Here is a 19146-nt window from a genome sequence, read left to right as displayed (position 1 = left end):
TTTTGCAGAGGGTCTTTTTTAACTATCTGCCACCGGCGGGCAGATGGTCCAGCCAGTATTTGGCCATTGTCATTCGCAGGTGCAAGGTCGTGCCCGGACGTTCGTAAATACCGTGGCTGCGCATCGGGTAGCTGACTTGGCTGAATATCTTGCCATGTTTCACCAGCTCGTCGACCAGCATCTCGCAGTTCTGATAATGGACGTTATCGTCACCGGTTCCGTGTATCAGGAGCAGGTTCCCTTTCAGACCGGATGCGTAAGTGATCGGAGAACCTTTTCGGTAGCCTTCCGGATTGTTCTGCGGTGTGTTCATGTAGCGTTCCTGGTAGATCGTGTCGTAGGTACGTTGGTCGGCAACGAAAGCGATGGCGATACCGGTGTGGAAGACATCCGGATAACGGAACATGGAGTTCAACGTCTGGCTTCCGCCACCGCTCCATCCGGTAATGCCGATACGGGTCGCATCGATGAACGGGTAACGGCGTGCCATGTCCTGGATGCCGCGTGCCTGGTCTTCGGAAGCGAACGTTCCGACTTCGCCATAGATACATTTACGCCATTCACGGCCGCGCGGAGTGTTGGCCCCCCGGTTGTCGATACTGACAACGATATATCCGAGGTTGGCTACATACTGGTTCCAAAGGTCACCACCTCCCCAAACGTCTTGTACGGTCGAACTGGCCGGTTCGCCATAAACCTCTATGATAACCGGGTATTTTTTTGACGGATCGAAGTTGACCGGTTTGATCATCCAGGCATCCAGTTCGAGGTCCCCGGAGGTCACTTTGACGAACTCTTTCGGGTTCAGCCCCAGTGCGGCATATTGTTCGCGTGCCCTTGCATTGTCTTCTATCATCCGAACGGATTGATGTTTTGGGAAAGAAACCATGTCGATCATCGACGGAGTCGCTACATTGCTATAGGTATGGACCGCCCATTTTCCGGTAGGCGACATATTATAACGATGTTGTCCCGGCTGGTCTGCCGGACTGAGCCGTTTCACTTCTCCCTTCCCGAAAAGCTTGGCGCTGTAGAGGTAACGTTGGGTATAGTTTTCCGGTGAAGCGATAAAATAGACCAATCCCTTCTGAAGGTCTGTCCCGACCGGCGATATATAGTCGAAGTCGCCTTTCGTGATCGGTTGTATCTCTTTCCCGTCCCGGCTGATGCGATAGAGATGGCGCCATCCGTCGCGTTCGCTTTCCCAGGTAAACCAGGTGTTGTCCTTCAACCATTGGATATTGTCGTTCGTGTCCAGCCATGCAGCATCGGTGTCGGTGAAGATATTCTGAGGTGTAGCGCTGCCGATACGGGCGATCCAGACTTTGTTCGTATTCTGCGGACGGTTCATTTGCTGGATGAACAGCTCGTTGCTTCCGGGTATAAATTCCATGCGGGGAATGTAGTTGTTGCGCGGATCACCGGGAATCTCGATCCAGGTAGTCGCTCCTCCGGCTGCTGGAAGATAGCCCACTTTGACCGCCGAGTTCGTACAGCCGGCTTTCGGATAAGGGAAATGCAGGATTGTCGGGTAGATGGAATCCACGTTATTGATGATGTCGAACACTCCCGTTCCTTTCGTGTCGCTCTGCCAGTAGGCGATATACTTTCCGTCCGGGCTCCAGCGGAAACCGTCGCGGCAGGCAAATTCTTCTTCATACACCCAGTCGAACGTACCGTTCACGATCGTCAGGTTCCCGTCATGGGTCAGTTGCGTGATCTGGCCGGAAGCAACATCTTCTACATATATATTATTGTTCGAGACGAAAGCCACGCGTGTCCCGTCGGGCGAGAATTTGGCAAACATCATCGACGATTCTGGCAGTCCTTTCCCTAACCGGCGCAAAGTACCATCTTTCAACGTCAGTACCCAGTAGTCGCCCCGCGTGTCGTAACGCCATACCCGTTTCGTATTGTTATAGATCAAAACCTTTCCGTTGTCGGCACTCCAAGATATGCTGCGGATGGGGATCGGTTTCCCGGTCTCTTTGTTGATAAGCATGGAAGAAGGGATGATGACTTCCCGTCGGTTATCTTTGGCACGATAGGCGACAATGTCTATGCCACCAGTTTCGATGTTCGGTTCCATTCGGCTGTATCGTTCGCCATCCTTCATCCATGTCATGGCGCCGATCCCTTTTGTCTGCACCAGTCGTCCTCCGACGACCTCTTCTAAATGAAGTTTACCCTTTGTTGCGGTCGCTTCGCTTTGAGCAAACGGATCGCTGTCCGTTTCCGTCCGGTTTTCCCAGGGCATGATTTGTGCCATACTTATATTTCCGGCCAGTAAAAAGCATGCTACCGGAAGAATGAGTTTGTTCAGTCTCATGTATATTCGTTTTAATAATTAGCTGTTTGCAAAGAACGGAATGTTTTATGAGATGGACAAAGGAAAAAGAAGCGAATATTTATAAATAAAATGGTAAATTGCAGGACTTTTGATGGATAAACAAAAAACGGTGATCATGCTAAAAGATGTAAAAAATGAAATGTTAAGAGATAGGAACGAATTAGCACTGGTGGAGAACAAGAAACTTCGCGAGGTGTTGGAATTGGTGTTGTGTGAAAATAAGGAGCTTCGCGATCTGTTGGAGCATAAACAGCAAGAAGTAGATTCTTATAAAAAAGAGAGTGTTGAACGGAAAAAACAATGTAGTAGTTTAAGAAAGTTATATGAAGGGGTAAAAAAGGAAAGAAACGAATATTATAGAATGTATTTGAGATTCTTCAAGGGGAAAAGTGTGTCTGGAGACTTGAGGAAAAAAGGAAATAGAACGAAGGCTGCTCGAGCGTTTTTGGGAAAAATAGATTTATTACAAAATGAATTAGACGTGTCGAAGCAGATATCGGATAATAATAAGAAGCATATTTTTGCTTTGGATTTAAAAAACAGGATTCTTTATCGGAAAAATATATGTCTAAAGAAGCGGCTTGAAGTTTACCATACCTTGCATGAAGGCGAAAATGATGCCTTCAATACTGTGCTCGGCATCGTCAATGAGCTCGAAGAGGCATTTCGTACCACATTCGAATTTACCGAACCCAGTCTGAAAGGCATGGCAAAGTTGTTTAAGGAAGAAAAGGCCAGAATGGAAAATTTATATGCTGGAGCCAAGCGTATGGATGAAATGTTTGAAAAGATAGTGAAAGCCCAGGATCGGTTGGATAGAGAAGTCGAGGGGTATAAAATAGATAAAAAAATGGTAGAAGAGCTTTATCCAAAATTTTCATATTTGGTAAGGAATAAAAAAAAGGTTCTGGAGCGGCTTTCCAATCTGGAAAGATGGGAGGAAGAACTGAAGAATAATAAAATAAAAGGTGTCTATGAAAAACTAAAGATTCAGGAGTTCGAATACGAGCGGCGGAAAAGCCGGTTGCAGAAAAACATGGCGTTGCTGAAATGTGAAGAAAAAAGGTTCCATAGCGAATTGGCGGGGATGGGTAAGCAGAAAGATATAATGTTTAATGAAAACATCAAAATCCAGCAACAACTCTACGCTGAGATAGAAAAGAGCGAACAGGTCCTCTTTATTATCCGCTCTTTGAACAGTATGAACCCTTTATATGAAAAAATAATGGAGGAGCTGGTCGCTTCTGTCCGTGGGGAGAAAACCCGTCGTATTGTTTCATCCTTCCTGAAGGGGGAAAGCCCCTATGAGATTGCACAAAAAGAGGGAAAGTCCGCCACTGCCGTGCAGCGGATGGTCCTTCTGGTCATAAAAAAATTAAAGAAACCAGCTGAATAATAATAGATGGTATTTCCGTGCCAACCCCTTTTTCTCATTATTCAAAAGAAAAATGTCAGATATATGAAGGAATGAATCTTTTGTTCATTTTATCTTTATCCTCGAATTACAAAATAAGAATAATATGAGGATATTACTGAGTCGCTTAACCTTGTTAGCCTCCTTTGCCTTTTCGGCTTTTTGTCTGCAGGCTGTTGAAAAAAAACCTTCTGGGTTGATGACTGATCTGATCGAGCATACCGGGCAGACATGGCAGAACGGATATGCATCGAACCTTCCGGTCTGGCAACTCAATGAGGCGGTCGAACCGTTGCAATATGCCGCCATCCGTTCGGCGCATCCCGCCTTTTCCTGGATCGTACCCGGTAAAACCGGAGGAACGCGACAGACCGCTTACCGCGTGATCGTGGCTGACAACCGTGAAGATGCCGCTTTCGGGAGAGGTAATCTGTGGGACAGCGGGATGATCGAGAGCGACCGGTCCGTAGCAGTCCGTTATGCCGGTGAAGCATTGAAACCTGGTAAATCCTATTTCTGGCGGGTAAAAACGGTGACGAACACCGAAGGGGAAAGTGAATGGTCCGATGTGAAGGCTTTTCGCACCGCCGACCGCTTGTCCGAATATGAAACGGCCTACTATCCGCAGGTGAAGACGATGGAGTTTCCGACCGGAATAAAGGAAATCCGCCCCGGTACGTGCCTTGTCGACTTCGGGAAAGATGCTTTCGGACAGTTGGTGTTGACGTTGGTATCCGATGGCACACGCGATTCGGTAGTCGTGCATTTAGGGGAATGTCTTGAAGAAGGGCGTATCCTGCGCGATCCGGGCAAGTCGACCATCCGTTACCATCGCTATCCGCTGGCTTTGCTGAAGGGAACTCATACATACCGGATCAAGATCGGCAAGGACAAACGGAATACCGGATCGACTGCCGTGTTGATGCCGGCCTATGTGGGAGAGGTCGTCCCTTTCCGCTATTGTGAGATCGAAGGGTATGAGGCACCTCTGTCGCCAGCCTCGGTTGTCCGCGAAACGGTGCATTATCCGTTTGACGAGACAGCTTCTTCTTTCCGTTCTTCCAATGAGTTGCTGAACCAGATATGGGATCTTTGTAAATATTCTGTCCGGGCCACTTCGTTCTTAGGCGTTTATGTGGATGGCGACCGCGAACGTATTCCTTATGAGGCGGATGCTTTGATCAACCAGCTTTGCCACTATGGAGTAGATCGTGAATATGCAATTGCCCGTCGCTCGCATGAATATCTGCTGCAACATCCGACATGGCCGACCGAATGGATTTTGCAGGCGTTGTCGATTGCCTGGTACGATTATCTGTACACTGGCGATAGCCGTTCGCTCGAATCCAGTTATGAATTACTGAAACCACGTGTCCTGATGGCTCTCCGCGAGAAGAACGGGCTGATCAGCACGACGACCGGATTACAGACGGACGGTTTCCTCCGTTCGATCCGTTTTAAGGGGCAGATACGGGATATTGTGGACTGGCCGCACACCGGAATACTCGGTTTGGGAAAGAAGCAAGGGGGAGAAGATGACGGATTTGCCTTTACCGATTATAATGTAGTGACAAATGCTTGGCATTACGCCGCTTTGAAGCAGATGGAAGGTATTGCCGGCGCATTGGGTAAGCAGGATGACGCAACTTTCTATGCTTCCGAATCGGACGCTTTCAAAAAACGGTTCATCCGTTCGTTCTTTAATACTCGCAAAGGCTATTTTACGGATGGCCTTGCTGCCGACACCGAACATGCATCTCTGCATGGCAATATGTTTCCGTTGGCGTTTGATCTGGTTCCGGGCGGAAAGAAACAAAGCGTCGTCGACTTTATCCAAACCCGTGGGATGGCTTGCAGCGTCTACGGTTCGCAATTCCTGATGGATGCCCTCTATGAAGCGAATGATGCCGAATATGCTTTGCATATGCTGACCAAGACAGACGACCGCAGCTGGTATAATATGATCCGTGTCGGTTCGACTATCTCGCTCGAAGCCTGGGACAACAAGTATAAACCGAACCAGGACTGGAACCATGCCTGGGGAGCCGCTCCAGCTAATATCATCCCGCGCCGCCTGATGGGAGTAGAGCCTCTGACGCCCGGTTTCGGCACTGCCCGCATCAAACCGCAGCTTGCTTCGCTCGAATGGGCGGAAGCAACGATCCCAACGATCCGGGGGGCAATCCGTATGGTGGTGGAGAATAAGGCGGATGCCTATATCCTGAAGGTGACGATTCCCGCCAATATGGATGCCGAAGTGTATCTCCCGCTTCCGTCCGGTAAATATACCGTAACGAATAACGGCGCTTCGGTGAAAACCTCTAAAGTGAAGGACGAGTCGTTTCTCTATGCCGGAAAGATCGGTTCCGGCAGCTATACTTTTGTTATGGAATGGTAATTTGTTGTCTACTAAAAAATGAAAGATCCACCATCCGGAAGTTCCGGTGGTGGATCTTATTATTTAATAAAGAAACAATTAAGCTGTTTTGACGCATCGTTTTCTTTTTTAAGCATTCAGAACCTTGCGGAACCGTGCGATGAACTCCTTCGCCTCGTCCATGCTCAGGCAGAGTGGTGGCAACAGGCGGATCGTGTTGGTTCCGGCTACTCCTGTAAATACTTTTTCTTCAAACAACAATTTGCTGCGTACTTCCTTGATCGATTCTTCAAACTCGATACCTATCATCAAGCCGCGCCCGCGAATTTCTTTGATTCCCGGCAACTTATGCAATTCATCCAACAGATAAGCCCCTACTTTTGCCGCATTGTCGATCAGCTTTTCATTCTCCATGATCTCCAGCACGGCAATGGCAGCCGCACAGGCTAAATGATTGCCTCCGAAAGTCGTACCTAACATTCCGTATACAGGTTTGAACATCGGGCTGATCAGCAATCCGCCCATCGGAAAGCCGTTGCCAATGCCTTTTGCCACCGAAATAAGGTCCGGCTTGATTCCGGCATACTGGTGGGCAAAGAACTTGCCACTGCGCCCGTAGCCCGATTGGATTTCGTCGAGGATCAGGCAGGCTTCATATTTCGTACATAAAGCATGCAGTTCCTGCATAAAGGAATCGGTCGGCAACTGGATGCCGCCCACACCTTGAATCCCTTCGATGATAACTGAAGAAACATCTCCTTTCTTTAATTCTGCTTCTACGGCCGCCGCATCGTTCAGAGGCAGATAGGTCACGGCGAGATCCTCATTTACCGGAGCGATGATCTTCGGGTTGTCTGTCACGCGTACGGCTGCAGACGTACGTCCGTGGAAAGCATGTTTGAAAGCGATCACTCGTTTCTTTCCATTGTGGAAAGAAGCTAATTTCAGCGCGTTTTCATTGGCTTCGGCTCCTGAGTTGATCAGGAAGAGCGAATAGTCGTCATAACCTGATGCCTTGCCCAATTTGTCTGCCAGCTTCTGTTGGAGGCTGTTGATAACGGAGTTGGAATAGAATCCCAACTTGTTTACCTGTTCGGTGATAGCCTTTACATAAGTAGGATGGCTATGACCTACCGAGATCACAGCATGTCCGCCATACAGGTCGAGGTATTCGTTTCCCTCTGCATCCCATACATGGCATCCTTTGCCTTTTACAATCTCTATATTGAATAATGGATATACGTCGAATAATTTCATCTTTGTCAATTATCAATTATTAAAATGCCGAAGGTTTTAAGTGCAACCCGACCGTCTCTTCCAGGCCGAACAGCAGGTTCATGTTGTGAACAGCCTGGCCGCTCGCTCCCTTCAACAGGTTGTCTATCATCGAAACGATAAGCAGCTTGTCTTCATATTTCTGGAGATAGATCAAGCACTTGTTCGTATTCACCACCTGTTTCAGGTCCGGGTTTTTGTCTGTGACGAAAGTGAACGAATGATCACTGTAATACTCTTCGTAAATACGTTTGAGCTCATTCAGTTCAATCTTACAATCCAGATATGTCGTAGCGAAAATGCCTCGTGAGAAATTACCTCTCACTGGGATAAAGCTGATCGCACTGTTAAAACTGTTCTGTAATTGTCGCAGACTCTGTCCGATCTCTGCCAGATGCTGGTGTGTGAATGGCTTGTAGATCGAGATGTTGTCGTTTCGCCAGCTGAAATGGGAGGTAGGCGACGGTTTGACACCTGCTCCTGTCGATCCCGTGATGGCGTTGACATGCAGCTCCGAGTTTAACATCAGATGCTTGGCCAGCGGTAAAACGCCTAATTGGATACAGGTGGCAAAACATCCGGGGTTTGCAATATGCTGTGCATTGCAGATACGGCGTCGGTTCAGTTCGGGCAGACCGTAAACGAAATCGTGTTCAGGGCTTTCGATACGGTAGTCCATGCTGAGGTCGATGATCTTCACGTTTTCGGGTACGGTATGGCTTTCCATGAATTTCTTCGTGTCGCCGTGAGCGGTACAGAAGAAAAGAAGGTCTATCTGGTTCAGTGGCAGTTCGTCGGTAAACACCAGATCGGTTTCGCCATAAAGTCCGCCGTGCACATCCGTGATCTTATTGCCGGCATTGCTCGTGCTGTTCACGAATATAATCTCGGCATCCGGATGATTCAACAGCAGACGTATCAATTCGCCTGCTGTATATCCTGCCCCTCCTATAATACCAATTTTGATCATATCTCTTCGTTCTTGTGGTTCGTATAGTAAACACGCAACGGAGTGGAAGTAACCTTGATGAATCCTTTTGCATCTTCGGCTGTCCAACCTTTCTGCATTTCTCCGTATTCACCAAATTTGGTTTTTACCAGATCGTCTTTCGAGTCGACACCGACCGTTGAGAATGAAAGCGGACGAAGTTCCAGGATGGCCGTTCCGTTCACATTGCGCTGCGATTCCTGCAACATGGCTTCGATGTCGCGCATGACAGGTTCGAGATACTGGCTTTCGTGAAGAAACATTCCGTACCAGTTGGCAACCTGGTCTTTCCAGTATTGTTGCCATTTGCTCAGCGTATATTTTTCGAGGAAACGGTGAGCGCCGATGATCAGCATCGGAGCAGCTGCCTCAAATCCTACACGTCCCTTGATACCGATGATCGTGTCTCCTACATGCATGTCACGACCGATACCGTATGCCGAACCGATTTCTTCCACTTTCTGGATTGCGGCAATCTTATCTTCGAATACTTCACCATTTACGGCATGGATTTCACCCTTTTTGAATTCGAGACGGAGTTCTTCGCTGCCGGTCTTTTTCACCTGTTTCTGGTAAGCACTTTCCGGCAGGCCTTGTTTGGAGTCGAGAATTTCGCCACCGCAGATAGAAGTCCCCCACAAGCCTACATTATAAGAATATTTCAGTTTTGTAAAATCCGCTTCGAAACCATGTTCTTTCAGATAGTTGATTTCGTAGTCGCGGCTCAAAGCCATGTCGCGTGTCAGCGTGATGATCTCGACATTCGGAGCCAGCACCAGGAATGTCATGTCAAAACGGATCTGGTCGTTTCCGGCTCCCGTGGAACCGTGGGCGATCGCATCGGCTCCGATTTCATTTGCATAACGGGCGATTGCCAGTGCTTGGAAAATACGTTCCGAACTGACGGAGATCGGATAAGTGCCGTTGCGGAGCACATTCCCGAAGATCATGTATTTCAGACTCTTTTCATAATATTCTTTGGTAACGTCGATTGTTACATACCGGGTTGCACCTAACTTATAGGCGTTTTCTTCGTTTTGTTTCAACTGTTCTTCGCTGAAACCGCCTGTGTTGGCACATGCTGCATACACTTCATATCCTTTTTCCTTGGCCAGATACATAACGGTAAAGGATGTATCCAATCCTCCGCTAAATGCGACTACTACTTTTTTCTTCATTTTCGTATGTTTATTTTATTGTTATTCTTTAATTATATGACCTCTTAATCATAAGCACATCGGCACATTATTTCTTTTCCCCTGCCTCCCTCTCGGCCCGGTGAGGATCGTTCGGATCGAAAAGCATTCCGGTACAGATACAGTAACGGCGGCCGGTACGTTCGAGGATATCATGGTTGACACAGCCTTCGCAACCTCTCCAGAAAGCCTCGTCGTCCGTCAGGTCGGCAAAAGTAACCGGCACATATCCTAATTCAGTATTCATTTTCATGACGGCAGCTCCCGAAGTCAGACTGAAAATCTTAGCGTGAGGCCATCGCATACGGGCCAGCTGGAATGTCATATCCTTGATCTTTTTGGCAATGCCCAGTCCGCGGAAGTCTGGGTGTACGATCAGACCGGAAGTGGTCACATACTGTTTGTTACCCCAAGATTCGATATAGCTGAAACCTGCAAATTTGTCGCCTTCCAGGGCGATGACGGCTTTTCCTTCCTTCATCTTCTGAGCAACATATTCATGCGTACGCTTGGCGATACCGGTTCCGCGCACTTTGGCGGCGGCCTCGATCGTGTCGAGGATGATATCGACATATACCTCGTGGCAAGCTTCAGCAATCATTACATCAATTTTTCTTTCTTGTTCCATCTTTTATGTTTGTTCTTTTATCTTCTGTTGTTAACGGGAGCAAACGACCGGTTCCCTATACATTATATATTATATAAAATGCGCCAATGCTTTTACGATCTTGTCCCGGCTGATTCCTTCACGCGGGATGATCAGGATCGTGTCGTCTCCGGCAATTGTCCCCAGTATTTCGTAAGGCGCATGCGTATCGATATCCGAAGCGATCCCCATTGCATATCCCGGACGGGTTTTGACAACGGCCAGGTTTCCCGAAAACTCGATGTTGGGATGATGCTGCGTCTGCTTTTTCACAGGTTGCATAAGTGCCGGATAATCGGGCAGGCGATATACATAGTTTCCGCTTTCGTCATGTACTTTGATGACTTTCAGTTGCTTTATGTCGCGTGACAGGGTTGCTTGGGTAACCTGGAATCCGCTATTTTCCAATTGTTTAAGCAGTTCTTCCTGATTCCCTATTTTCTCAGTCTGTATAATGCGACAGATGGCATCCAATCGTTCTTTTTTTGTACTCATGTCTGTATATTTATGCAACGAGGCTGCAAATATAAAGAGTATAATTGAATAATTATGCAATGTGAGCTCTTTTTTTATGAATATGTATAGAGTTTGTGTATTACAGTGTAGAAAATCTGTTTCGACAGAATTGTCATATTGCTATCTCTACATGAAAAAGCAGAACAATATGGAATGTTAAAAAATATTACCCGCTATACTAATTCCCAATATATGGGGTACTATTTCGATTTAGACGGGGTGGCAGTGACATTTTGATAAAACGGAAAGTCGTATATAATTTCATACCAAAATGAAAGAGCCATTGAGTAAAAAACTTTTACAAATTGTTTATTATGAAGAGAAATTATAATTTTGCAAGCAGTATAAATAAAAAATAAAAAATGAAGAAGATTACAGGTCTATTTGTCGCAATGTTATTGTTGCTAAGCAGTTGCGGAAGTGTTCCGTTGACAGGAAGAAAGCAAGTTTTGCTTGTTTCGGATCAGGAAGTGTTGTCGTCTAGCCTGACCCAATATTCCGATTATATGAAATCGGCTAAAAAGTCATCTTCTAAAGATGGCGCTGCTATGGTGACACGCGTTGGCAAGAAGATAGCAGCAGCTACCGAACAATATTTGAAAAACAACGGATTGGAGAGTGAAATCAAGAATTTCTCTTGGGAGTTCAACTTGGTAAACGATTCGCAGGTCAATGCGTTCTGTATGCCTGGAGGTAAAATTGTTGTTTATGAAGGATTGATGCAATTGGTTTCGTCGGACGATGAACTGGCTGTCGTGGTCGGCCATGAAGTGGCGCATGCCGTAGCCAAACACAGCAACGAGCGCATGAGCCAGCAGCTGATGGCGCAATACGGTGCGCAGATATTGGGGCAGGCGTTAAGCAATAAGTCGGCTGCCGTCCAGCAGATCGGCACTTCTGTTTATGGTTTGGGTGCTCAATATGGTGTCATGCTGCCTTTCTCCCGTAAGCATGAATCCGAGGCTGATTACATGGGACTGATCTTTATGGCAATGGCCGGTTATAATCCTGAAGTCGCCGTCAACTTCTGGCAAAAAATGTCTGCCGGCAAATCCGGTTCTACCCCCGAATTTATGAGTACGCACCCCAGTGATGCCACCCGTATCAATGATATTAAACGGCATTTGCCGGAGATAGAGAAGTACAGGAAGTAAATTTTGGATTTTTTGACGAAGGTGTATAAAAAGCCTTCGTCAAATTATGATTGTATCTGCCGGATTCAATACTTTCAAACACGAAAACCCTTTCTGATGTTTTTTTTACACCGTTATTCCCATCTTCTTCATCAGGAAACAAGCATTCATATTCTGAGCTATCCCTTCCCTGAGTTGGTAGGAGAATGTCAGTTCGTTGTCTCGGATGTCGGCCTCGAAACGGTAATTCTTGATCTGGTTCGGAAATTCCTGTTCAAGTTCGCCTAACGCCAGGTCGTGTGTGGCGATGATACCGCAAGCCTGATTCGCCACTAATTGTTTCATCAATGCGAGAGAACCTTTCTGTTTGTCGATCGAATTGGTCCCTTTCAGTATCTCATCTAAGATGATGAATAATTTTTCACCCTGCTGCAAACGATCGATAATCATCTTCAATCGCTTCAACTCGGCAAAGAAATAGGATTCGTTGCTCACAAGCGAATCGGAAGTCCGCAGGCTGGTTACCATCCGTGCCGGATACAAGGTCAAAGATGCCGCACAAACCGGAGCGCCGACACAGCCGAGCAGATAGTTGACACCGATGGTACGCAAGTAAGTGCTTTTCCCTGCCATATTCGCCCCTGTAATAATCAGGAACCAGGGACTTTTCCTGATGTCGATGTCATTCTTTACGCATACGTCACGGCGTAGTAGCGGATGACCGAGCGCTTTACCTTCCATTTTGAAATATGTGTCTGCGATTTCAGGGTAAATATATTCCGGATGATTGAAGGCAAATCCGCCCAACGAAGAGTAAGCATCGAACAGCGCCAACGCCTCGAACCAGCGTTCCGTATCGTCTCCGTGTTCCATCTTCCATTTTTCCAACTTTATCGCCATGCGGGTATCACGCAAAGTGAAAATATTCAGTATGATGCCGATTGCACTGAAACGCTGGTTCAGTGCACCGATATGCCCGGATAGTTTTTTGATGGTCGAAGAGGCTGTTTGCCTGTTATTTGCAAACCGGTTGTGGATATCGGCTAACTCGGCGGATTGAAAGTTTTCACCCTCGATACATTTGATCAGGTCGGAATAAGTCTGCAATATCTGCTCCATCTTGTCCAGAGAATTGTGTACCGTAGCAATCTGTTTTGCATTGATATAAGCGACAACGAAAGACACCCCGAAAAACAAACCAGCTATCGATATAGGGAGCAGGTTCAGTACACATCCTATCGCGATCAATAACCAGATGGAAGGTATCAGGCAGATGAGCAGTTTCCATATTTTGCTGTTGATCAAGCAAGGGGTTGCTTTACCTAATAGGGAGACGAATTGTTGGTCGTTCTTGTTTCCCGGATGCAGAATACCTGTCACATAGAAATGTTGGCGGAGCTGTGTGAATGATTCCAGTTCGCGAATTGCTTTTTGGCGCCTTTCTATCATCGTCTTGTCGGTGAGTGGCTGCATGAACCAACCGGCAAGTTTCTCTTTTCCCATAAAAGTGACCGTGCGGTTGATGGACTGGAAAAGCGAGTGATTTCCGAACAAATCCAGATCGAGGCTGAACGAATGTTCGGCGGAGCTTTTTTCCGGTGCCCCGTCGAACGCACTGAAATCGTAATCCAACCCCTTCAGTTCGTTTTTACAGAGGTTTGCCAGTGCTTCTGCATAACATTTTCGTGCAAAGAGTTTGGTATGCCAAACCATCAGAGCGATAAACGGGATAATAAACAAGGCGGTAATCCCGGCCAGCACTTCCCATTCTTCGGATTTGAAAAACCAGATCATGGTGATCAAACCGGCTACTAACAACAAACGAATGCTTCCGAGCAAATGTATTTTTTTCTTCAGGCTATCGGCCCTGCGGGTGTAAGCCGTGACAATATCTTGGTAATAATTGTATATCTTTTCCATGCATGCAAAGATAAAAAAAATGAACTAACCTTTCTGTAATTGGTTTTATTAAAAAGAATGATAACGAAATGACCAATATATGTGCTAAACAAGCGAATTATCATCCTTTGATTCATATATCTTTGTGGAAACTTTTTTGAACTCAATAAACTTGATGCATTTTATGAAAAGAATCGTGATGCTCCTGTTTCTGTCTGTGATAGCGTATAGCCTGTCCGCACAGGAAAGAAAGGGAGAAACTCTCGGGAATAGAATCGTGGCGAATGCTTATAATGCCGACAGTATCCGTGCCATTTTGGACAAGATGCCGTATTTTACTCTGTTCAAAGACAATTACTTCATAGGAGGAACGACTCTCGGACATAAGCCGACAGCTACCAATTCGGACGTGAAATTCCAGTTGAGTATTGCCCAACGGCTGACGAAAAGTAAATTGCCGTTCGATACTTATTTGTTTATCCAATACACTCAGAAAGCTTTTTGGAATGTCTTTCAGGAATCATTGCCCATGAAGGATATTAATTTTAATCCGGGGATTGGTTTGGGGCATCTGATTGTCTCCCATAATAAATATATAGGAAAGGGGTATCTTATGCTCGAACATGAATCGAATGGTAGGGACAGTACAGCTTCACGCAGCTGGAATAAAGTTACTTTTGCGGTTGCGATTACCCTTTCGCCGAATTGGGAAGCACAGTTCAAGACTTGGATACCTATTGTGGATGGAGAAAATAATAAAGATTTGTTGAAATATAACGGAATTTTCCAGGCGGCAGCCAATTATCGAACCAACAATCGCCGTTTTAATTGCGGTGTGGTCCTGACCAAGCGTAAGACTTGGACCAGCTTTAACACACAGGTTGAATTGAGCTACAAATTCAATAACAACGAGAATCAATATTTCTTTCTGCAATATTACAATGGCTTTGGAGAAAATCTCTTGGAATATAATAAGTTCAAAAGTATGATAAGGATAGGCTTCGTTATCAAACCTTCCGATTTCAGTTTGTATTGACAGGCGGGGGGGAAAATAATTGTTTCTCTTTGCAAAATTTTTACAGCAATCTGCCTTTTAGCAACGAGAATATGCCCGATAACCGCTACCTTTGTGTTGATAAATAAACAAAACCATGCATAGCAGAAGAATTAAAAACAATTGGCACATCATCAAAGGGCAGCCTCTTACAGAACTGGACAAAAAAGTACTTTACTTTCAGAATAAAGGTCACCTGGTGCCGTCACGCAAACTGATCAAGACAGCAGAACAGATCGAAGGTATCCGCCGGAGCAGTGTGGTGAATACCGGGGTGCTCGATTTGGTCGCAAAAGAAATCAAGGCTGGTATGTCTACCGCCGAGATCGATAAGCTGGTTTATGATTATACCGTTTCGCATGGAGCTATTCCGGCTCCTCTCAATTATGAAGGATTCCCTAAAAGTGTCTGTACTTCCGTCAACGAAGTGGTCTGCCACGGCATTCCCAGCGAAGATGAGATATTGGAAGAGGGAGATATCATTAATGTGGACGTTTCGACTATCTTGGACGGATATTATTCGGATGCTTCCCGTATGTTTATCATTGGTCAAACAACTCCTGAAAAGGAAAAATTGGTACGGGTGACGAAAGAGTGTCTCGAAATCGGGATGCAGGCCGCAAAGCCGTTCGGTTTTGTCGGCGATATCGGCAATGCCATCCAACGTCATGCGGAGAAGAACGGTTACTCTGTAGTTCGTGATTTGTGCGGACATGGTGTCGGACTGGAGTTTCATGAAGAACCGGAAGTCTGCCATTTCGGACGGAAAGGAACAGGGATGCTGCTTGTCCCCGGTATGGTATTCACGATCGAACCGATGATCAACATGGGAACCTGGCAGGTCTTTATCGACGAAGAAGACGGATGGACAGTCGTTACCGAAGACGAACAGCCTTCCGCTCAATGGGAGCATACGTTCCTGATGACGGAAACGGGGCTTGAAATATTATCCTATTGATTGTTTGGTTGGCAGAAGGATGTGTGTCGAAGCGAATCCTGCTGCTGATAGACATAAATTAGGCACGGATTTAATCCGTGCCTAAAAGATCGTGATAAAGGTGTTTTGACATCCTTTTATTTTTTGTCTTTCAACAAATCGCGTATCTCGGTAAGTAACTGTATGTCGGCAGGAGGGGGGGCCGGAGCTGCGGGTGCTTCTTCTTTTTTCTTGTTCAGGACGTTGATTCCTTTTACTAACATGAAAATAGAAAATGCGATAATGATGAAATCGAAAGTCACCTGCAAAAAGTTTCCATAGTTGATGGAAACAGCCGGCGAGACAACTTTGTCTCCGTCCATTACAGTTTGCTTCAAAACTATCTTTAAATCGGTGAAGTTTACGCCTCCGATCAGCAAACCTATAGCAGGCATGATGATGTCACCGACGACAGATGATACGATTTTACCGAAAGCACCGCCGATAATGATACCCACCGCCATGTCGATCACGTTGCCGCGCATGGCGAATTGTTTGAACTCTTGTAGAATCTTCTTCATAATTTAACCTTTTTATGTAACTACAAAAGTATATGTTTAGTTGTGGATATCCAAGATATTTTGAAAATCTTATGCTATGATGAGCTGTTCGATATCTTCTTCCGGTGTTTGTATAGTAGCGATTCCGAAGTTCTCGACCAGGACTTTTGCAACATTCGGCGATAAGAAAGCGGGCAATGTCGGACCCAGGTGGATGTTTTTGACTCCCAGGCTTAACAAGGCCAACAAGACGATTACCGCTTTTTGTTCGTACCAGGCAATGTTATAGACGATCGGCAATTGGTTGATATCCTCCAGCCCGAACACTTCCTGTAGTTTCATGGCGATCAGTGCCAGTGAATAGCTGTCATTGCATTGTCCGGCATCCAGTACGCGAGGAATGCCGTTGATATCTCCTAATGGTAGTTTGTTGTACCGGTATTTGGCGCAACCGGCTGTCAGGATTACACTGTCGTTCGGCAATTGTTCGGCGAATTCGGTATAATAATTACGGTTTTTCATGCGTCCGTCGCATCCGGCCATGACGACAAACTTGCGGATTGCCCCGCTTTTTACCGCATCGACAACCTTATCGGCCAATGCTAACACCTGATTGTGTGCGAAACCTCCGATGATTTCGCCATGTTCGATTTCATGTGGGGCGGCACAGCGTTTGGCATGGGCGATGATTTCGGAAAAATCTTTCGTTTTGCCGTCTTTGCGTGCCGGGATATGTTTCCATCCGGGGAATCCGGTAGAATTGGTGGTGTAGACACGATCCCGGTAGTTGGCACCTTCAAGCGGAGGAACGATACAGTTGGTCGTGAACAGGATCGGGCCATTGAAATTCTCAAACTCTTCCCGCTGTTTCCACCAGGCATTGCCGTAGTTACCTACAAAATGTTTGTATTTTTTGAATGCAGGATAGTAGTTGGCAGGCAACATCTCGCTATGTGTATATACATCGACCCCTGTTCCTTCGGTCTGGGCGAGCAATTCTTCCATGTCTTTCAGATCATGTCCGCTGATCAGGATGGCCGGATTGTTGCGCACGCCGATGTTGACGCGGGTTATTTCCGGGTTACCGTAGCTGCAGGTGTTGGCTTTATCGAGCAATGCCATGGCTTTGACCCCGAAACTTCCTGTTTCCAAGACAAGAGCGGTGAGCTGTTCGGCGGAAAGATCTTTGCGTAATGTATCGGCGAGTGCACGCAGGATGAACCTGTATAATTCGGGCTCTTCGTAGCCGAGGTTGGCAGCATGTTCAACATAGGCCGCCATGCCTTTCAGGCCATAAATGGTCAGCTCTTTCAGCGAGCGAATATCTTCGTTTGTTTCCCGAAGTACGCCGACTGTCTGCGACTTGCCTTCAAATGAACTCTCATCACCGTTCCATACCAGTTCGTCGATGACAGGGAGTGTGATGTTTTTCTCTTTTGCAATGGTGATCAGTTCATTGCGCAACTTTAGCCCTTTGATGATTCGTCCGGTTATACATTCGATATCAAAGTTGGCATTTGTGATCGTGGAGAACAGAGCGTCTGTTGTGAAATGGTTTACTTGTATGGAGGTTTCGATCCCTGCATTGTGGAGTAAGGTGGCGGCAGTTGCGATACCTTTAGTTATAAATAACAGTAAATCCATCCGGTTCGCGGTTTTGTCGTCTTTTCCGCAAACTCCTTTAATGGTACATCCTGTCCCTTTTGCTGCCTCTTGACACTGAAAACAAAACATTTTAGCTTCCATGTTTTTAATTGGTTTTAATGATTACTGAATTTTATTTATCTCTTCCGATAGGCAAATCGCAAAATAACCCCGTTAATTTATAAATAAAATGACGGGGTTATTGGGCTGAAAAATCTTGAGTTTACTTACTCAAGAGGGATTGCTTCATTCTTGCAATGTCCCGCAGGTAATCCTGCAAGTCCTGTTCGTGTTCTTCTTCCATAGACAGGATATGTTTGGCGATGTCACAGGTGGTGAAGTCTTTACCATCTGTGAATTCGGCTATTTCCTGATAACGTATGATAGCACAACGTTCGGATGCAACATTCTGGTTTAACAGATTAACTACGTCGAAATCGGAAGGAATGCTGTATTTGCATCTGGCCAGATCGAACCATTTTTTCGGGTCTAATACCGGAACACCTTCCAATTCGATAATACGGTCAGCCAACAGTTTGGCATGCCCTAGTTCTTCTTTTGCGTGTTCTTCAAATTCAGCCTGCACGTTTGCTCGCATAGCTCCTTCTGCAACAAAGGCACCAATCCAATATTGGTAGTAAGCTAACCATTCTTCGGATAATGCGGCATTTAGTTGTACTAACAGATTGTCTACGTCTAATTTGCCCTTAAGGATCTTAACACTTTCTTTTGCCATGATTGTAAAATTTAGTTTAGTATAGCGCATAAATACATCTTAGAAACAACTGGTAGCTCTATTAGTTCATCTTTGGTATCAGATATTGTCTTTGTTTTTGTATCTCTTCTGCGTACCATATAATACAATAGTAGAGTTGAAAAAAAGATCAGAAAAAAGTTCTCAAAAAATTTGTTTGAATTCATAGAAAGCTCTACATTTGCACCCGCATTCGAGCGAGAGTGGCGAAGATCGACGTAATGGAGAAGAGGTAACCCGGGAGAGGGGATGAGGTTAGCGAGGCTAAGCGAGATGTCCGACCGTCCGGTGGCTTTGAAAAAACTTTTCAAATTTTCTTTCGAAAAAATTTGGCGGTTAAAAAAAAGTCCTTACCTTTGCAGCCGCAATCGAAACGATAGCGACAAGTTCTTTGAAAGATTTACATATCAACAAGTAGTACAAG

15 protein-coding genes are annotated in these 19146 nt (G+C 45.9%); 5 read left to right on the top strand and 10 right to left on the bottom strand.

The window, feature by feature from the left end:
* Nucleotides 1–22: 22 nt before the first annotated feature.
* Nucleotides 23–2329 (bottom strand): S9 family peptidase, encoded by a 2307-nt coding sequence (locus BQ9893_RS11145; protein ID WP_075966128.1) that lies wholly within the window; start codon nucleotides 2327–2329, stop codon nucleotides 23–25.
* Nucleotides 2330–2441: 112 nt separating this feature from the next.
* On the opposite strand from BQ9893_RS11145, the gene BQ9893_RS11140 reads away from it, so the two are divergent.
* Together BQ9893_RS11140 and BQ9893_RS11135 are read left to right on the top strand one after the other, a co-directional pair.
* A complete protein-coding gene (locus BQ9893_RS11140; protein WP_075966127.1) occupies nucleotides 2442–3746 on the top strand; it encodes a synaptonemal complex protein 1 in 1305 nt (434 codons plus the stop codon).
* A 217-nt stretch (nucleotides 3747–3963) separates the two neighbouring features.
* Nucleotides 3964–6162 (top strand): family 78 glycoside hydrolase catalytic domain, encoded by a 2199-nt coding sequence (locus BQ9893_RS11135; protein WP_244155121.1) that lies wholly within the window; start codon nucleotides 3964–3966, stop codon nucleotides 6160–6162.
* A gap of 108 nt (nucleotides 6163–6270) precedes the next feature.
* Here the strand turns inward: BQ9893_RS11135 and BQ9893_RS11130 are convergent, their stop codons facing one another.
* From BQ9893_RS11130 to argR, 5 genes are all read right to left on the bottom strand, one after another.
* A complete protein-coding gene (locus BQ9893_RS11130; RefSeq protein ID WP_075966125.1) occupies nucleotides 6271–7398 on the bottom strand; it encodes an aspartate aminotransferase family protein in 1128 nt (375 codons plus the stop codon).
* Nucleotides 7399–7417: 19 nt separating this feature from the next.
* Complete coding sequence (gene argC / locus BQ9893_RS11125) at nucleotides 7418–8386, bottom strand: N-acetyl-gamma-glutamyl-phosphate reductase (RefSeq protein ID WP_075966124.1); 969 nt, start codon at nucleotides 8384–8386, stop codon at nucleotides 7418–7420.
* The gene (locus tag BQ9893_RS11120) at nucleotides 8383–9582 is read right to left on the bottom strand and encodes an argininosuccinate synthase (protein WP_075966123.1); all 1200 of its coding nucleotides are present in this window, start codon (nucleotides 9580–9582) and stop codon (nucleotides 8383–8385) included. The genes argC and BQ9893_RS11120 overlap by 4 nt, the downstream gene beginning before the upstream one ends.
* Before the next feature lie 67 nt (nucleotides 9583–9649).
* Nucleotides 9650–10228 (bottom strand): GNAT family N-acetyltransferase, encoded by a 579-nt coding sequence (locus BQ9893_RS11115; RefSeq protein WP_075966122.1) that lies wholly within the window; start codon nucleotides 10226–10228, stop codon nucleotides 9650–9652.
* Between the two features lie 69 nt (nucleotides 10229–10297).
* Nucleotides 10298–10741 (bottom strand): arginine repressor, encoded by a 444-nt coding sequence (gene argR / locus BQ9893_RS11110; protein ID WP_075967334.1) that lies wholly within the window; start codon nucleotides 10739–10741, stop codon nucleotides 10298–10300.
* A 383-nt stretch (nucleotides 10742–11124) separates the two neighbouring features.
* Between argR and BQ9893_RS11105 the strand changes: the two genes are divergently transcribed.
* Nucleotides 11125–11916, top strand: coding sequence for a M48 family metallopeptidase (locus tag BQ9893_RS11105; protein ID WP_075966121.1), 792 nt, complete (start codon nucleotides 11125–11127; stop codon nucleotides 11914–11916).
* Between the two features lie 105 nt (nucleotides 11917–12021).
* Here the strand turns inward: BQ9893_RS11105 and BQ9893_RS11100 are convergent, their stop codons facing one another.
* Nucleotides 12022–13815 carry a MutS family DNA mismatch repair protein gene (locus tag BQ9893_RS11100; protein ID WP_075966120.1) on the bottom strand — a complete coding sequence of 598 codons (1794 nt, stop codon included), beginning with the start codon at nucleotides 13813–13815 and terminating at the stop codon, nucleotides 12022–12024.
* A gap of 154 nt (nucleotides 13816–13969) precedes the next feature.
* Here BQ9893_RS11100 and BQ9893_RS11095 point away from each other — a divergent pair, with 154 nt between their 5' ends.
* Nucleotides 13970–14830 (top strand): phospholipase A, encoded by an 861-nt coding sequence (locus tag BQ9893_RS11095; protein ID WP_075967333.1) that lies wholly within the window; start codon nucleotides 13970–13972, stop codon nucleotides 14828–14830.
* Between the two features lie 115 nt (nucleotides 14831–14945).
* On the top strand, nucleotides 14946–15806 hold the full coding sequence (map, locus tag BQ9893_RS11090; RefSeq protein ID WP_075966119.1) for a type I methionyl aminopeptidase: 861 nt from the start codon (nucleotides 14946–14948) through the stop codon (nucleotides 15804–15806).
* Nucleotides 15807–15922: 116 nt separating this feature from the next.
* On the opposite strand, the gene mscL is transcribed toward map, so the two are convergent.
* The 3 genes from mscL to BQ9893_RS11075 all read right to left on the bottom strand — a co-directional run bounded on the left by mscL (nucleotide 15923) and on the right by BQ9893_RS11075 (nucleotide 18704).
* Nucleotides 15923–16345: a large-conductance mechanosensitive channel protein MscL gene (gene mscL / locus BQ9893_RS11085; protein ID WP_075966118.1), complete on the bottom strand. Its 423-nt coding sequence runs from the start codon at nucleotides 16343–16345 to the stop codon at nucleotides 15923–15925.
* Between the two features lie 69 nt (nucleotides 16346–16414).
* The gene (hcp, locus tag BQ9893_RS11080) at nucleotides 16415–18070 is read right to left on the bottom strand and encodes a hydroxylamine reductase (RefSeq protein WP_075966117.1); all 1656 of its coding nucleotides are present in this window, start codon (nucleotides 18068–18070) and stop codon (nucleotides 16415–16417) included.
* A 121-nt stretch (nucleotides 18071–18191) separates the two neighbouring features.
* Nucleotides 18192–18704 (bottom strand): ferritin-like domain-containing protein, encoded by a 513-nt coding sequence (locus tag BQ9893_RS11075; RefSeq protein WP_075967332.1) that lies wholly within the window; start codon nucleotides 18702–18704, stop codon nucleotides 18192–18194.
* Nucleotides 18705–19146 lie beyond the last annotated feature (442 nt).

This window comes from Parabacteroides massiliensis, assembly GCF_900155425.1.
GTDB classification, from domain to species: Bacteria; Bacteroidota; Bacteroidia; order Bacteroidales; family Tannerellaceae; genus Parabacteroides; species Parabacteroides massiliensis.
Note: the sequence above shows the minus strand (reverse complement) of the source record. Positions and strands in the feature narration are given on the sequence as shown.

Bases quoted from the DNA above. Each gene is read 5' to 3' on its own strand.
- BQ9893_RS11145 (WP_075966128.1), bottom strand. From the start codon at position 2,329: ATGAGACTGAACAAACTCATTCTTCCGGTAGCATGCTTTTTACTGGCC.
- BQ9893_RS11140 (WP_075966127.1), top strand. From the start codon at position 2,442: ATGGATAAACAAAAAACGGTGATCATGCTAAAAGATGTAAAAAATGAA.
- BQ9893_RS11135 (WP_244155121.1), top strand. From the start codon at position 3,964: ATGACTGATCTGATCGAGCATACCGGGCAGACATGGCAGAACGGATAT.
- BQ9893_RS11130 (WP_075966125.1), bottom strand. From the start codon at position 7,398: ATGAAATTATTCGACGTATATCCATTATTCAATATAGAGATTGTAAAA.
- argC (WP_075966124.1), bottom strand. From the start codon at position 8,386: ATGATCAAAATTGGTATTATAGGAGGGGCAGGATATACAGCAGGCGAA.
- BQ9893_RS11120 (WP_075966123.1), bottom strand. From the start codon at position 9,582: ATGAAGAAAAAAGTAGTAGTCGCATTTAGCGGAGGATTGGATACATCC.
- BQ9893_RS11115 (WP_075966122.1), bottom strand. From the start codon at position 10,228: ATGGAACAAGAAAGAAAAATTGATGTAATGATTGCTGAAGCTTGCCAC.
- argR (WP_075967334.1), bottom strand. From the start codon at position 10,741: ATGAGTACAAAAAAAGAACGATTGGATGCCATCTGTCGCATTATACAG.
- BQ9893_RS11105 (WP_075966121.1), top strand. From the start codon at position 11,125: ATGAAGAAGATTACAGGTCTATTTGTCGCAATGTTATTGTTGCTAAGC.
- BQ9893_RS11100 (WP_075966120.1), bottom strand. From the start codon at position 13,815: ATGGAAAAGATATACAATTATTACCAAGATATTGTCACGGCTTACACC.
- BQ9893_RS11095 (WP_075967333.1), top strand. From the start codon at position 13,970: ATGCATTTTATGAAAAGAATCGTGATGCTCCTGTTTCTGTCTGTGATA.
- map (WP_075966119.1), top strand. From the start codon at position 14,946: ATGCATAGCAGAAGAATTAAAAACAATTGGCACATCATCAAAGGGCAG.
- mscL (WP_075966118.1), bottom strand. From the start codon at position 16,345: ATGAAGAAGATTCTACAAGAGTTCAAACAATTCGCCATGCGCGGCAAC.
- hcp (WP_075966117.1), bottom strand. From the start codon at position 18,070: ATGGAAGCTAAAATGTTTTGTTTTCAGTGTCAAGAGGCAGCAAAAGGG.
- BQ9893_RS11075 (WP_075967332.1), bottom strand. From the start codon at position 18,704: ATGGCAAAAGAAAGTGTTAAGATCCTTAAGGGCAAATTAGACGTAGAC.